The sequence below is a fragment of the Flavobacterium faecale genome, from assembly GCF_003076455.1.
GTDB classification, from domain to species: domain Bacteria; phylum Bacteroidota; class Bacteroidia; order Flavobacteriales; family Flavobacteriaceae; genus Flavobacterium; species Flavobacterium faecale.
Window position 1 is genome coordinate 1,593,130 of sequence record NZ_CP020918.1, and the last position, 14,838, is coordinate 1,607,967.

The 14,838-nt window shown below is 33.8% G+C and carries 12 protein-coding genes; 10 read left to right on the forward strand and 2 right to left on the reverse strand.

All coding sequences use genetic code 11. The features are described from left to right. Positions 1-37 precede the first annotated feature (37 nt). The 6 genes from FFWV33_RS06955 to queA all read left to right on the forward strand — a co-directional run bounded on the left by FFWV33_RS06955 (position 38) and on the right by queA (position 9,087). Positions 38-1,942: a DUF3857 domain-containing protein gene (locus FFWV33_RS06955; protein ID WP_108740241.1), complete on the forward strand. Its 1,905-nt coding sequence runs from the start codon at positions 38-40 to the stop codon at positions 1,940-1,942. A gap of 4 nt (positions 1,943-1,946) precedes the next feature. Beyond that, complete coding sequence (locus FFWV33_RS06960) at positions 1,947-3,995, forward strand: DUF3857 domain-containing protein (RefSeq protein ID WP_108742484.1); 2,049 nt, start codon at positions 1,947-1,949, stop codon at positions 3,993-3,995. A gap of 10 nt (positions 3,996-4,005) precedes the next feature. Next, a complete protein-coding gene (locus FFWV33_RS06965) occupies positions 4,006-6,024 on the forward strand; it encodes a DUF3857 domain-containing protein (protein ID WP_108740242.1) in 2,019 nt (672 codons plus the stop codon). Positions 6,025-6,178: 154 nt separating this feature from the next. Continuing rightward, positions 6,179-6,505: a nucleotide pyrophosphohydrolase gene (locus FFWV33_RS06970; RefSeq protein WP_108740243.1), complete on the forward strand. Its 327-nt coding sequence runs from the start codon at positions 6,179-6,181 to the stop codon at positions 6,503-6,505. A gap of 140 nt (positions 6,506-6,645) precedes the next feature. Then, a complete protein-coding gene (gene aroA / locus FFWV33_RS06975) occupies positions 6,646-7,869 on the forward strand; it encodes a 3-phosphoshikimate 1-carboxyvinyltransferase (protein WP_108740244.1) in 1,224 nt (407 codons plus the stop codon). Positions 7,870-8,037: 168 nt separating this feature from the next. Then, positions 8,038-9,087 (forward strand): tRNA preQ1(34) S-adenosylmethionine ribosyltransferase-isomerase QueA, encoded by a 1,050-nt coding sequence (gene queA / locus FFWV33_RS06980; RefSeq protein WP_108740245.1) that lies wholly within the window; start codon positions 8,038-8,040, stop codon positions 9,085-9,087. Between the two features lie 293 nt (positions 9,088-9,380). On the opposite strand, the gene FFWV33_RS06985 is transcribed toward queA, so the two are convergent. Together FFWV33_RS06985 and FFWV33_RS06990 are read right to left on the reverse strand one after the other, a co-directional pair. Continuing rightward, positions 9,381-9,743, reverse strand: a complete 363-nt coding sequence (locus tag FFWV33_RS06985; protein ID WP_108740246.1) for a cupin domain-containing protein — start codon at positions 9,741-9,743, stop codon at positions 9,381-9,383. Between the two features lie 147 nt (positions 9,744-9,890). Next, on the reverse strand, positions 9,891-11,423 hold the full coding sequence (locus FFWV33_RS06990) for a helicase HerA-like domain-containing protein (RefSeq protein ID WP_108740247.1): 1,533 nt from the start codon (positions 11,421-11,423) through the stop codon (positions 9,891-9,893). A 372-nt stretch (positions 11,424-11,795) separates the two neighbouring features. Here FFWV33_RS06990 and FFWV33_RS06995 point away from each other — a divergent pair, with 372 nt between their 5' ends. From FFWV33_RS06995 to FFWV33_RS07010, 4 genes are read left to right on the forward strand one after another with little or no spacing between them, the layout of a single operon-like run. Beyond that, entirely contained in the window at positions 11,796-12,620 is an 825-nt protein-coding gene (locus tag FFWV33_RS06995; RefSeq protein ID WP_108742485.1) for a MotA/TolQ/ExbB proton channel family protein, read from the forward strand. A 36-nt stretch (positions 12,621-12,656) separates the two neighbouring features. Next, positions 12,657-13,268, forward strand: a complete 612-nt coding sequence (locus tag FFWV33_RS07000; RefSeq protein ID WP_108740248.1) for an ExbD/TolR family protein — start codon at positions 12,657-12,659, stop codon at positions 13,266-13,268. Positions 13,269-13,287: 19 nt separating this feature from the next. Beyond that, on the forward strand, positions 13,288-13,842 hold the full coding sequence (locus FFWV33_RS07005; RefSeq protein ID WP_108740249.1) for an ExbD/TolR family protein: 555 nt from the start codon (positions 13,288-13,290) through the stop codon (positions 13,840-13,842). 40 nt (positions 13,843-13,882) lie between these two features. Next, on the forward strand, positions 13,883-14,686 hold the full coding sequence (locus FFWV33_RS07010) for an energy transducer TonB (protein WP_108740250.1): 804 nt from the start codon (positions 13,883-13,885) through the stop codon (positions 14,684-14,686). The last annotated feature ends 152 nt before the right edge of the window (positions 14,687-14,838 follow it).

Sequence of the window (14,838 nt, forward strand, 5' to 3'; positions counted from 1 at the left end):
CAGAATTTTTCTTAGGTTTATCGAAAATATATTTCTTATGAAATTCGGTCTAACCTATTTTCTTTTACTCCTGTTCTCTACTGCTTTATTTGCTCAAAAAAAAGAATATGCTGTCACTCTTATTGCTGACAGTTTAAAAGACAATGCAAATGCAGTTGTTCGTTTGTATCAAATAGATATAAATGTTGCATCTCAGCGTGCAATGACTATTCATAAAAAACGAGTTGTTACCGTCTTCAATCAAAAAGGGATGCAAGCCATCGATGCAGTTGAAGGTTATGATAATCGCTCTTCGATCAAAAATATGGAGGCTATTGTGTATGACGCGCAGGGATCTGAAATAAAAAAAATTAGACGAAAAGATTTTATAGATCAAAGTGCTGTCGGTGGAGGAACTCTTTTTTCTGATGCCCGAGTAGTGTATTTGCAGTATACACCTATACAATATCCTTTTACTATTTGTTTTGAAAGTGATTTTTCTACTTCAACCACTGCAAACATTCCCTCTTGGAATCCAATGTCCAATTACTTTGAAAGCGTTGAAAAAAGTGTATTAAATGTTACATGCCCAGCCGAATTAGGGCTAAGAAGTAAAGCATTCAACTTCGAGAAATATAATGTTAAAGAAATTGAAGTTAGCCCAAGAAAAATACAGTATGAAGTGCAAAATTGTAATGCACTATCTCCTGAAGGGCTTTGTTCAGTTTATAAAACGATGCCCAAATTAATAATGGGTCTTGACTCCTTTAACCTTGAAGGAGTAGATGGTTCAGCTTCAAACTGGAAAGAATATGGAGCTTGGTTTTCAGAAAACATTTTAAAAGGAACCAATAACTTGTCTGACGAGGCGAAAGCGAAGATATTGGCAGTTGTTGGCACAGAGACAGACCCTATCAAAAAAGCTAAGATTGTTTACAAGTACATGCAAAATAAAACACGCTATATAAGTGTGCAAGTCGGTATTGGTGGTTTTAAACCCATGTTGGCCAATGATGTTGATCGACTAGGTTATGGAGATTGCAAAGCCTTATCAAATTATACTCGATCCTTGCTTGAGGTTGTTGGTGTGCCATCCTACTATACCGAATTGTATGGTGATGATGACCTAAAAAGTATTGATGGTAGTTTTACATCACTACAAGGTAATCATGCAATATTGTGTGTACCCAACGGAAAAGAAAATATTTTTTTAGAATGTACAAGTCAGGATGTTCCATTTGGGTATCAAGCCAACTTTACAGATGATAGAGATGTAATCGTCATTAAGCCAGAAGGGGGAGAAATTCTACATACCAAAGCATATCACGATCAAGACAACAGCCAAAAAAGTAAAGGAATTTTCGAAATCTCACCCGAAGGAAATTTCAAAGGGTCTTTGATGCGTGTGTCTGAAGGAACACAATACCATTATAAGTGTCAAATTGAAAAATTATCAACCCGAGATAGAGAGTTGCATTACAAGAACTCTTTGTCGAACATTAGTAATTTAAAAGTTATAGAATCTAAATTCATAAATGATAAAGACCAAATTCAGATTATCGAAAATATGGTGTTTAATGGTGATAATTACGGAAACCTATCGGGCAATAAAATGATTTTTGCTCTTAACGCCTTTAATCAATATTCTTCGGATGTGAAGAAAATGAGAAACAGAAAAAGTCCGTTTGAAGTACAACGAGGATTTATCGATGTAGACGAAATAGAGGTTAAGTTACCAGTAGGATTTACAGTTGAATTTTTGCCATCAAATGTTGCTTTAAAATCCAAATTTGGGACCTATACTATCGAATTTACTAAAAAAGATAATTCAACAATAGTGTACAAAAGGTTATTTCTGAAAAATAAAGGGACTTATTCTAATCAAGAATATGATGAATTCCGCCTTTTTAATGAACAAGTATCAAAGAATGATAATGCAAAAATTGTTATTGCAAAAATGTAATGTTATGAAAGTAAAGTCAATGCTTTTTATTCTAATCCTATGGATTATAACAACAAAAGCAACAGCTCAAAATTTTGAATTAGGGAAAGTAAGTGTAGCCGAGTTGCAAGAGAAGGTACATCCTAAAGATACGTCTGCAGTAGTGGCTATCCTATTCGAAAAAGGAACTAATAATTTTGTTTACGACAACACAAAAGGTTTTCGTGTAGTATTTAATGTCAAGGCTCGTATTAAAATATACAAAAAAGAAGGTTTTGATTGGGCAACAAAAAAAATACTTTATTACGCTAATAAGGACTATAATGAAAGTATCAAAGTAGATAACGCTGTTACCTATAATTTGGTAGGTGGTAAAATTGAAAAAGTGAAACTTAAAAGTGAAGGTGAATTTGATGAAGACATAAATAAATATTGGAAACAGAAGAAAATTACAATGCCCAATATTAAGGAAGGGAGTGTAATTGAGTTTGAATATAATTTGGTAACCGCTAGATACGCCAGCCTTCGTGATTGGTATTTTCAAACCACAATTCCTGTAAATTATTCTGAGTACACCAATGCTGTTCCGGAGTATTTTATCTACAACTCAAACCTGAAGGGCTTTGTAGCGCCAAAAGTAACCAAAACGGTGAAAAGTAATTATCTTAACTTGTCCATTAAAGTACAAGATAATTTTCTTACACAGGGTGGTGCAGGTGTACAAAGGTCATGGAGCTCCTCACAAGCTACAAAAAAAGTAGAAGAAAAAGTTGAGTTTGTTGAGAACGTAAACAACTACATAGCCTTAAATGTGCCTGCACTGCGAGAAGAAGCCTATGTGAATAATATAGACAATTATACCTCTAGTATATCGCAAGAATTAACGATGACCAAATTTCCTAACGCACAAATAAAGGCTTATGCTACGGACTGGGATGATGTAGTAAAAACAATTTATAGTTTGGATGATTTTGGTTTAGAATTAAATAAAACTGGGTATTTTGAAAATGATTTAGCAGTTGCACTCCAAGGTAAGGTCGCAGCTCAGGAGCGAATTGAGGCGGTGTTACACTTCGCTAAATCGGCTGTTAAATGGAATGGTATTTACGGATATTCTTGCATGAATGGTGTACGATCTGCATATAAAGATAAAACAGGAAATATAGCTGATATTAATTTAATGCTTATTGCAATGCTGCGTAATGCAGGCTTTAATGCTGAGCCCGTACTGGTAAGTACCCGTTCTAATGGGATTTCTTTTTATGCCAATTTAAATGCTTATAATTATGTGGTTGCTGCAATCGAAGAAGTCGATAAGATTATTTTATTGGATGCCTCAGATCCATTTACGGCTCCTAATATTTTGCCCTTTAGAGCATTGAACTGGAATGGGCGATTGATTCGAAAGGATATAAGCTCAGCATCTGTAAATTTAATGCCAACTGTTCCGTCGGGTGATACCGTTTTACTTAATTATGCCATAAACGATCAAGGTGAAATTACTGGACAGGGAAGGCGCCAAAGAACAAATTACAATGCGATGTTGTTTCGAAATGAAGTAAAGGATAGCAAAGAGGAAAGTTATCTAGAAAAGTTAGAAAATAATCAGCGAATTGATATCAAAGAATACACTAGAGCTAATGAAGGAAAATTGAAAGAACCTGTAATGGAAACTTTTTCGTTTACTAGTAATCAATTTACAGAGATAATAGGAGGGGAAATGTATATAAATCCTTTATTATATCTAGCGCAGAAAACAAATATATTTAAGCAAGAATCACGAGCTTTTCCTGTAGATTATGGTTTTCCTTTTATAGAAAAATATTACATCTCTATTCAAATTCCAGCAGGATATAAAGTAGAGAAATTTCCAGAAACTTCTACAATGGTCTTCATGGAAGATTTGGCTGTTTTTAATTTTGTTACCAATGTTACAGATAGCGGGCTTCAAGTTACCGTAACACATCAAATCAATGAAGCAATAATTCCATCTGAAGATTATGTAAACCTAAAGGGGTTTTATCAAATGATGACTGATAAGCAAAATGAAAAAATTGTTTTGTCGAAAATTTAAAAACGTATAAATGAAAATTTTTTTAGCATTATTGCTGTTTATTGGCGGGTTTTTGCAGTCAACAGCTCAAAGTTTTGAATTAGGAAAAGTAAGTGTAGCCGAGTTGCAAGAGAAGGTACATCCTAAAGATAGTTCTGCAGTAGCGGCTATCCTATTCGAAAAAGGAACTAATAATTTTATTTATAATCAAGGAAAAGGTTTTGAAGTTGTTTTAAAAGTTAAGGTTAGAGTAAAAATATACAAAAAAGAAGGTTACGACTGGGCCACCAAAAAGGTAGGCTACTATTCAGATAGAGGATCAAGTGAAAGGGTATCTTTTTCGAATGCATACACTTACAACTTAATCAATGGTAAAATTGAAAAAACCAAATTGAAAAGTGAAGGTGAATTTAATGATGAAATAAATAGTTTTTGGAGCCAGAAAAAAATAACCATGCCCAATGTTAAAGAAGGTAGTGTGATTGAATATGAATATGCTATATATTCGGAGCGAATTAGCAGCCTTAGAGATTGGTATTTTCAATCTAGCATTCCGGTTAACTACTCTTCTTATACAAACAGCGTACCGGAGTATTTTAAGTATAATTCTAATTCGAAAGGTTTTATTTTTCCAAAAGTTACGGTTTCTCAAAATAATAATTCGATTATTATTACCTCTAAAGAAAGAGGCGATAACGGTGGGTTAGCATATCAAAGTACTTCTACAACATTTTCAAGTGATAAAATTGATTTTATGGAAAAGGTTACTGAGTATGTAAGTGTCGATGTTCCCGCTATGAAATCAGAGGCATATGTTTATAATCTAGACAATTATACTGCTTCCTTATCTCAAGAACTCACAAGTACATTGTACCCTAATTCCGTACCCAAATATTATTCTACTACTTGGGAAGATGTAGTTAAAACAATTTATGATTATGATGATTTTGGTCCAGAACTCAAAAAAACAGGTTATTTTGAAGAGGATATCACAAATATCCTAAAAGGAAAAGTATCTGATGATGAAAAAATTGATGCTATTTTGAATCATGTCAAAACTGCTGTAAAATGGAATGACATATTTGGCTATTCCTGCATGAATGGTGTCAAAAAAGCATACAAAGAGAAAACTGGTAATATTGCGGATATCAACCTCATGCTTACGGCTATGCTACGATATGCAGGCTTCACCGTAAACCCGGTTTTGGTAAGTACTCGATCCAATGGTATTTCGTTTTTCCCCAATAGAAACGCTTTTAATTATGTAATCGCCGCCGTTGAACTCAACGGAAAGACAATTTTATTGGATGGCTCAGACCCATTTTCTACTCAAAATATCTTACCATTTCGCGTTTTAAATTGGGGTGGAAGAATGATAAATGTCGATGGTACCTCTAGTTTAGTACCCTTACTACCTACAGGACCTTCTACTAGTTCAATGGCATTAATTTATTCAATCGATGAAAAAGGCGAAGTGCAAGGAGAATGCCTGGACCGAAAGTTAGATTATTATGCCTTAAAGTATAGAAATGATGTGAAGGGTATAAAAGAAGATACATATTTAGAAAAAAAGGAGAACATTCACAAAATTTCAATCAAAGAGTATACTAGAACAATTAATGCCAATTTTAAAGAGCCAGTAGCTGAACGTTATTCTTTTTCAGGGAATCAGTTTACGGAGCAAATCGGCGGTAAAATGTATATTAATCCTTTACTTTTCTTTGTTCAAAATGTTAACCCTTTTAAACAAGAAGTTAGAGAGTATCCGGTAGATTTTGGTTTTCCTTTTATGGATAGATACAGTGTGACTATTCATATTCCAGAGGGATACAAGGTAGAACAGGCTCCAGAATCCTATTCCGTTGCTATGATGGATAATATGGGTAAGTACAACTTTTTTTGTAATGTGGTCAGCAATACAATCCAAATCTCAATCACACATCAAGTAAATGATGCCATTATTCCTGCAGTACATTATATGATGCTGAAGGAGTTTTACCAAAAAACGATAAACAAGCAAAATGAAAAAATTGTTTTGTCAAAGATTTAAAAGCAGAAAACGAAACAGTGATTTTTTCTTTTTCGAATTAAAGAAACATGATGCTATTACAGAATAAAATTAAGTTCAGGCTTGGATAATGTTCTTAAATGCTAATCCTATAATAATGTACTTTGTATCTTTGTAAAAAAAACTAAAGAATAAAATGGACTTAAAAAACGCACAACAAGACGTTGATACTTGGATAAAAGAACACGGCGTTCGTTACTTCAACGAATTGACCAATATGGCGCAACTTACTGAAGAGGTTGGCGAAGTAGCTCGTATAATTGCACGCCGCTACGGAGAACAGTCAGAAAAAGAAAGTGATAAAAATAAAGACCTAGGCGAAGAATTGGCAGATGTTGTTTTTGTAGTGCTATGTTTGGCCAATCAAACGGGGATAGATTTGCAAAGCGCTTTCGATAAAAAATTGGATTTTAAATCTATTCGTGACAAAGACCGTCACAAAAATAACGACAAGTTAAAATAATCTAACTTCTAAATTATGAATTAAAGTGAAGGAGTAGTAAATTGCGCCCTTCTTAGTGGTCTTATTTCTTGGTTTCTGCATTTTTATTTTTTTAGAATCAAACCACATTAAAGTAAGACTCATAACACACAACCTGAAAAATGAATTTACTGTTACAAACTACCCATTCCAATTTGCAAGCAAACATTGCTGTTACGGGATCAAAAAGTGAAACTAATCGTTTATTATTGTTAAAAGCTTTATTTCCTGCAATTACTTTGGCTAATACATCAAATTCTGATGATAGCGAAGTGATGGAAAAAGCCCTAAAAGGTAATGACGAAATTGTTGACATCCATCATGCTGGAACCGCAATGCGATTTTTAACTGCATTTTTTGCAGTGAACGAAGGACGTGAAGTAGTTTTGACAGGATCTCAACGTATGCAAGAACGTCCAATCAAGGTTTTGGTAGATGCTTTGAAAAAATTAGGAGCTGTGATTACGTATGAGAAAGAGGAAGGTTACCCTCCAATTCGAATCAAAGGACAAAAAATTACCGCTTCAAAAGTGGATATTCCTGCCAATGTAAGCAGCCAATATATTTCGGCCTTATCATTAGTAGCATCTAAGTTGGAAAACGGAATCGAGCTTAACTTAGTAGGCGAAATAACCTCTGTGCCTTATATCAAAATGACCTTAGCATTGCTAAACGATTTAGATATAAAAACAAGTTTTGAAGGTAATACAATTAGAGTGTACCCAAAAGCAGAAGTCGCTCCCAAAGAAATGGTGGTGGAGTCTGACTGGAGTTCAGCTTCTTACTTTTTTAGCCTAGTTGCTTTGGCAGAAACGGCTTCGATTACAATATCTAGCTACAAACAAAATAGCTTACAAGGAGATTCTGCTTTAGTTGAAATTTACGAAAAAATGGGTGTGAAATCTCATTTTGAAAATAATGCTTTGACCTTGACCAAAGTGCCTAACTTTAAATTGGAAACATTAAATTTAGACCTAAACAATACACCTGATATTGCTCAAACGATTGTGGTTACTTGTCTTGGTTTAGGTATTGGTTGCCACTTAACAGGACTTCACACCTTGAAGATTAAAGAGACAGATCGTCTTGAAGCCTTGCGAATTGAGTTAACCAAATTGGGTGCAAACATTTCGGTAACCAATGAAACATTGACCTTAACTCCATCAACCAACATTAATCATAATATCAAAATCGCAACCTATAATGATCACCGTATGGCGATGGCATTTGCACCATTAGCTTTAAAAGTGCCCATTATTATCGAAAATGCTGAGGTAGTTTCAAAATCATATCCAGATTTCTGGGAAGATATGAAAGGTTTGGGTTATGATATAGCCCAATTATAGTCATTAATAAAGGAAATAATCGTTGTTTCTTGGCGTCTTTGCGGCAAAAGGAAAAATAAAGGTCAAAACACTTGACAACGCCTATCTCACAATCGTATATTTGCATACAATTATAACGCTGAGGATCAAAACTTATAAATTATAATTTTTAACTCATAACTTATTACAATGAAATTATCACATTTTCAATTTGATTTGCCAAAAGAACTTCTAGCTGAATTTCCATCAGAGAACAGAGACGAAGCTCGTTTAATGGTTATTGATCGTAAAAAACAAACAATAGAACACAAAATGTTCAAAGATGTTATCGATTATTTTGATGATGGCGATGTTATGATTCTAAATAATACTAAAGTTTTTCCGGCTCGTTTATACGGGAACAAAGAAAAAACGGGTGCTAGAATCGAGGTTTTCTTGCTTCGTGAATTAAATGCAGAACAACGTCTTTGGGATGTATTAGTAGATCCAGCTCGTAAAATACGTATTGGTAACAAATTATACTTTGGTGATGATGATTCATTAGTTGCTGAGGTAATAGACAATACAACTTCACGTGGTAGAACATTACGTTTTCTTTACGATGGTTCTTACGAAGAATTTAGAAGTAAATTGACAGAACTTGGAGAAACTCCAATTCCTAAATATATTAATAGAGATGTAACTCCAGAGGATGCAGATCGTTACCAAACTATTTATGCAAAAGAAGAAGGTGCTGTAGCGGCGCCAACTGCAGGATTGCACTTCTCTAAGCATTTATTAAAGAGATTAGAAATCAAAGGAATTAAATTTGCCGAGGTAACTTTACACGTTGGTTTAGGAACTTTCAATCCAGTTGAGGTGGAAGATTTATCAAAACACAAAATGGATTCTGAGGAATTAAAAATTAATCAAGAAGCGTGTGATATCGTTAATGATGCTAAGGTGAAAAAGAAACGTATCTGTGCTGTTGGTACAACATCAATGCGTGCTATCGAAAGTGCCGTTTCTTCTCAAGCAACATTAAATCCTTTTGACGGATGGACTAATAAATTTATTTTTCCTCCTCATGAATTTAGTATTGCGACTTGTATGATCACCAATTTTCATACTCCAAAGTCGACTTTATTGATGATGATTTCAGCTTTCTGCGGGCATGACTTGATGCGTCTAGCGTATGACGAAGCAATCAAAGAAGAATATAAGTTTTATTCTTACGGAGATGCGATGTTAATCATCTAAACTTTATAGAAAAAATACAATCATAAAAAAATCTCGTCAGCAATGACGAGATTTTTTTGTTTTATTATTTAACATCAAGATATTGGTCGTGACCATCCTTAATGGCAAATTTTTGGTTCGCTGGGTTAGCTTAACTTTTTTAGTCGACAACTAGTTCTGCTATTGCTTTATTTGCTCCCACGCTTTCCTTGGTTATATCTCACGCAAAATAGTTGCTGTTAATTACTTTTTTTTCAATTGAATAGATTTTTGGTTTACGAAAAGCTAAGCAAAATAAACTTTTATTACGATTCTTATTCTTCTCTGTGAACTTTTGTAAAATCAAAAGCAGGTTTGCAGATGGCAATATATTCACATTCTTCATCAAACGGATTGGAATACTGTACACGAGTATTTTTAAATATTTGAATCGATTGTCCAGCTTCCAATAGTATTGTTTCGCCGTCAATAATAAATTGTTTTTTACCTTTTATGATATAAGTGTATTCGTCAAATTCTGGAGTTTGAAAAGGTTCACTCCATTTAGGAGGAGCTACCATATGAGCAATAGATACCTCAGGATTACCAGTAGATGCCATTCCATGATGTTCCTCTATTAACTTACCGTCAGTAGTTGGTACAATAAAAGGTGCGTTTTGTAATATGTATTTTATCATTGTATTTTAATTAAATGTAGTTCAAATGCTTTATATAAAAATTGGTCATCCAAATTTTTATACAACTGTTAAACTTATTCTATAGAAAGCGTTATATTTTCTAAGCCTATATTTCGAATAGTCAAATTTTAGTCGAAAATACTAACGTTATTTTTTCATTATTTTGGTAAGTACTCCAAAAAAACCTCTTATAAATGTAGCGCTAGTCAAAACCTTAAGTACCGATTTACCAACTACCTCGGTTGTACTTGGTCCTTTGGCCCTTTCTTTTTTAGCCACTTTGACTTCCTCTTTGGCAGCCTCAACTTTGGCAGCTTCATGTTCAATTTCAGTGATTTTTTTATTTAGCATCTCATAAGCACTTTCGCGGTCAATAAGTTCGCTATATTTTTTTACAAGTTTAGATTTGTTATTGATTTCTTGAATTTCGGTTTCAGTCAAAATGTCCATTCTACTCATAGGTGCGCGTAGCATCGTGGCAACAAGTGGAGTTGGAATACCTTTTTCGTTCAGGGCAGTTACGAGAGCTTCTCCAATTCCAAGACTGGTCAGCACTTCACTCGTTTCATAAAATTCTGAAATAGGGTAGTTGTCTGCTGTTTGTTTGATGGCCTTACGATCATTAGCTGTGAAAGCTCTTAGTGCATGTTGAATTTTTAATCCAAGTTGTGCCAAAATACCACTAGGCACATCCATTGGATTTTGGGTGATAAAATAAATTCCAATTCCTTTTGAACGTATAAGTTTTACAATCGTTTCTATTTGATCAAGCAAAGCTTTGCTTGCCTCTTTGAAAATTAAATGTGCTTCATCAATAAAAATAATTAATTCAGGGCGACCAGAGTCTCCTTGTTCTGGCATTTGTTGATAGATCTCAGCCAACAGACTAAGCATAAAAGTAGAAAAAAGTTTTGGTTTATCCTGAATGTCGGTCAAACGCATAATGTTGACATATCCTTTTCCAGTTTCATCAATTCGCATTAAATCATCAATTTCAAACGACTTTTCACCAAAGAAGAGTTCTGCTCCTTGCTGCTCCAATTCAATTATCTTGCGTAAGATTGTTCCAGTCGTAGAGGTAGATATTTTTCCGTAGTGCTCTGATATTTCTTCTTTTCCTTCTTCTGTAATATAATTTATGACCTTCTTAATGTCTTTTAAATCGAGTAGAGGCATCTTATTATCGTCGCAATACTTAAATATAATAGAGATAACACCAGATTGTGTGTCATTTAGGTCTAATATTCTTGAAAATAGAACGGGACCAAACTCAGATACAGTTGCGCGTAGACGTACGCCATTTTGCTCCGACAATGTCAATAGTTCTACTGGAAATTTAGAAATAGAATAGGGAAGATTAATTTTAGCATGACGATCCGTAATAAAACTCTTTTCTTCGCCTTCTTTTGCTATACCACTAAAATCTCCTTTGATATCCATCATCAAAACCGGAATTCCAGCCAGTGATAATTGTTCAGATAGAACCTGGATGGTTTTCGTTTTTCCTGTACCAGTTGCTCCTGCTATTAAACCATGACGATTTAGAGTCTTTAGCGGAATTTTGACATGTGTATCAGCGATTGGCTCATTGTCGAGGATTCCTCCTCCTATAATTATGCTGTCTCCTTTACAAAAATAACCTTCGTTTATTTGTTTAGAGAAGCTCTCGATCTTATTCATAACGTTAATTTAATTTAGATTTAATGCAGGGTCATGCGTTTTTAAAAATAGTCAATTTTAATGTTTAATGCAATTTTATTTGTTTTTTATTGTTAATAATAAATAGATGGGGTTAAAAAGACTGTTAAGTATTTTTTATCAAATTCTCGTATAAATGAATAAAATCATGATAGAAGTTTTAAAATTAGCTTTATTACTTGCGAATATTCGGGTTTAACCAGTAAAAACTAAGAGAACTGTTTTTTTAACACTATGAAAAAAGTGAATTAAGTAAAAAAAAATTTTTTTATTTCGCTGAAACGTATAAATTTGCTTCACGACAAGTTAATTACAACTAAAATAAATTATTTAAAAACATTAAAATTAAAAAAAATGGCAAACGTTCAAGTTAAAAAGGAAAGCACTTCAAATGGAGGAGGAATGGTTTCAGGATTGATTATCGCAGCATGTATTTGTGTAGGTATCATGATCTGGAAATTTGTAATGGGAGATGCTTCCAATTTTGAAGGTGGAAACGTGGAAACAGGTCACCCTTTAAACACTTTAGGTCAAGTGTATCACGGTGGTGCAATTGTACCAGTATTATTAGGAATGTTATTAATGGTTCTTGTTTTTTCTATCGAAAGATATTTTGTTATCTCAAAAGCAGCTGGTAAAACTAAACTAGACACTTTTATGACAAAAATTCAAGCAAGTATCAAAGCAGGAGAAATTGACGAAGCTATTGCTTCATGTGACAAACAACAAGGTTCTGTTGCAAATGCAATTAAATCTGCGCTTGTAAAATACCAAGCAGTTAAAAAAGAAGGATTCAACAGTGAAGAAGCTGCTGAGACTATTCACAAAGAAATCGAAGAAGCAACTTCTCTTGAAATGCCAATGTTACAAAAGAACATGACTATCATCTCTTCTTTAGTATCTTTAGGTACTCTTATCGGATTGTTAGGAACAGTATCGGGTATGATTAAAGCGTTTGGTGCATTAGCATCTGCAGGAACTCCTGACCAAGCTGCACTTGCAAGTGGTATTTCTGAGGCACTTATTAATACTGCAACTGGTATTGGTACTTCTGCTGTAGCAATTATCTCTTACAACTTCTTTACATCTAAAATTGATGATTTAACTTACTCTATTGATGAGGCAGCAGTGTCTATCGTGAACTCTTACAGAAGATTCAGAGGAAGTTTGAAGCAATAATAATTTGATATTTATATCAAATAAAAAACAAAAAGAATGGCTAAAATAAAAATAAAGAAAAATGCTGGGTCAACTGATATGACCGCAATGTGTGATGTAGCGTTTCTATTGCTTACCTTCTTTGTAATGACTTCAACTGCTAAAATTCCTGAAGCTCTACCTGTAGATACACCTTCTTCAACTGTTCAGACAAAATTGCCTGACTCAGATTTAGCTACGCTAACAGTAGGTGATGGAAAAGTATTCTTTGACTTAAAAGGAAAAGAAGTAAGAGTAAGAACATTAGAACTGATGGCTGAAAAGTATGGTGTTGAGTTTACTGATGCTGATAAAAATACATTCTCAAGAATGGATGATTTTGGTGTTGGAATCGCAAATCTTAAGCAAATCATTGAAATGAAAGCATCTGACAGGAATAAAGCTGGTCAAACAGGTATTCCTTTGGATTCGTTGGACAATCAATTGAAAGAATGGGTTTATAATGCTCGTATTGCCAATATAGAGGTCAACGATAAAGAATTGCAAATCGCAATTAAAGGAGATGCAAAAGAAGAGTACAATGTAATTAGAAAAGTACTTGACTTATTGCAAGATCAAAAAATCAATAGCTTTAGTTTAGTTACTGGTTTGAGAGGTAAAGATTTTTAATTAAAAAACACACACTAAAATGGCTGAATTAAATACCGGCGACGGTGGAGGCGGTAAAGGTGGAAAAGTAAGAAGTAAAAAGCAAAATTCAAAAGTAGATTTAACTGCTATGGTGGATTTGGCCTTCTTATTGATCACATTCTTTATGTTGACTACCACGTTGTCAAAACCTCAATCGATGAGCTTGGGGTTGCCAGATAAAAATGAAGACGATAAGGAAGTAGATATCAAGGTGGACGAGAATAGAACGTTAACTGTCATGATGGGAGCTGATAATAAATTAGTTTTTTACATGGGATTGTTAAATACTCCAATCGCTGGTCCTAAAGATATTGCATACGGTAAAGATGGTATTCGTAAAGAGTTGTTAAAAAGAAAACAAGAGGTTCTTGCTTATTCAACTGCAAAAGGAAAACCAGATCAAGGAATGATTGTAATCATTAAACCTAGTAAAAAATCTAATTACAAAAATGTAATTGATATTCTAGATGAGATGGCTATTTCAAACGTACCTACTTATACGATCGTTAATGATTTTTCGCCTGAGGAAACAAAATTGTTAGAAGGAAAATAAGAGTGATCTTGTTTTCTTAATAACCTAATAATTAAGAAAAATGAAATTAGATATATTAAAAAACCATTGGATCGATATTGTTTTCGAAGGAAAAAATAAGAACTATGGTGCCTATATTTTAAGGAGAGAAAATAGAAAAACTACGGTAAAAGCACTTATCATTGGTTCTATTATCTTTACTTTAGCATTGAGTGCACCATTGATTTTAAGTATGATTCCTGAAGGTGAAGATGATGTAGTTTTAGATCAAAAGATCGTAGCTATAAAATTGCCACCGAAACCAAAAAAGGAGGAGATCAAAAAATTTACTCCACCACCTCCACCACCTCCACCAAAAGTGGATCAGGTAAAATTTGTTAAGCCAGTTGTGGCTAAAGCAGAAGAGGTAACTGAGGAGCCACCAAAAATTGTTGAAATCAAGGAGAAAAAACTTGGAGCTTCAACTATTAAGGGGGATCCAGATGCAGTTTTATCTGTTGCCCCAGTAGGTAACGGACCAAAAACAAGTCAAGTTGTAGAAGAGGATACTCAAATTTATAACACTGCAGGTATTGAGGTAAAACCAGAATTTCCAGGTGGAATCGAAAAGTTTTACAAGTTTGTAGGTAATAACTATAGAGCTCCTGAAGAAGAAGGTCTTAAAGGGAAAGTATATGTTACTTTTGTTGTTGAAAAAGATGGTTCACTTACAGATATCAAAGTTTTGAGAGATATTGGTTTTGGAACTGGAAAAGAAGCAATCAGAGTATTGAATAAATCACCAAGATGGAATCCAGGTGTTCAAAATGGAAAACCAGTTAGGGTATTATATTCTTTGCCAATTACTATTCAATCAGCGGAGTAATGTTGAATAAATTTTATGAAAATTTACAGAAGAAATCGCTCAAAGAGCGATTTCTTCTTTTTATAGGTATTTTGTTTTTTACACTCTACTTAGTTTTGGGATTATTTGTTATATTTATGAAAAATTTCCCAATTGATATGAGTATGAATTAC

Bases quoted from the DNA above. Each gene is read 5' to 3' on its own strand.
- FFWV33_RS07005 (WP_108740249.1), top strand. From the start codon at position 13,288: ATGGCTGAATTAAATACCGGCGACGGTGGAGGCGGTAAAGGTGGAAAA.
- FFWV33_RS06955 (WP_108740241.1), top strand. From the start codon at position 38: ATGAAATTCGGTCTAACCTATTTTCTTTTACTCCTGTTCTCTACTGCT.
- FFWV33_RS06990 (WP_108740247.1), bottom strand. From the start codon at position 11,423: ATGAATAAGATCGAGAGCTTCTCTAAACAAATAAACGAAGGTTATTTT.
- FFWV33_RS07000 (WP_108740248.1), top strand. From the start codon at position 12,657: ATGGCTAAAATAAAAATAAAGAAAAATGCTGGGTCAACTGATATGACC.
- aroA (WP_108740244.1), top strand. From the start codon at position 6,646: ATGAATTTACTGTTACAAACTACCCATTCCAATTTGCAAGCAAACATT.
- FFWV33_RS06985 (WP_108740246.1), bottom strand. From the start codon at position 9,743: ATGATAAAATACATATTACAAAACGCACCTTTTATTGTACCAACTACT.
- FFWV33_RS06970 (WP_108740243.1), top strand. From the start codon at position 6,179: ATGGACTTAAAAAACGCACAACAAGACGTTGATACTTGGATAAAAGAA.
- FFWV33_RS07010 (WP_108740250.1), top strand. From the start codon at position 13,883: ATGAAATTAGATATATTAAAAAACCATTGGATCGATATTGTTTTCGAA.
- queA (WP_108740245.1), top strand. From the start codon at position 8,038: ATGAAATTATCACATTTTCAATTTGATTTGCCAAAAGAACTTCTAGCT.
- FFWV33_RS06960 (WP_108742484.1), top strand. From the start codon at position 1,947: ATGAAAGTAAAGTCAATGCTTTTTATTCTAATCCTATGGATTATAACA.
- FFWV33_RS06965 (WP_108740242.1), top strand. From the start codon at position 4,006: ATGAAAATTTTTTTAGCATTATTGCTGTTTATTGGCGGGTTTTTGCAG.
- FFWV33_RS06995 (WP_108742485.1), top strand. From the start codon at position 11,796: ATGGCAAACGTTCAAGTTAAAAAGGAAAGCACTTCAAATGGAGGAGGA.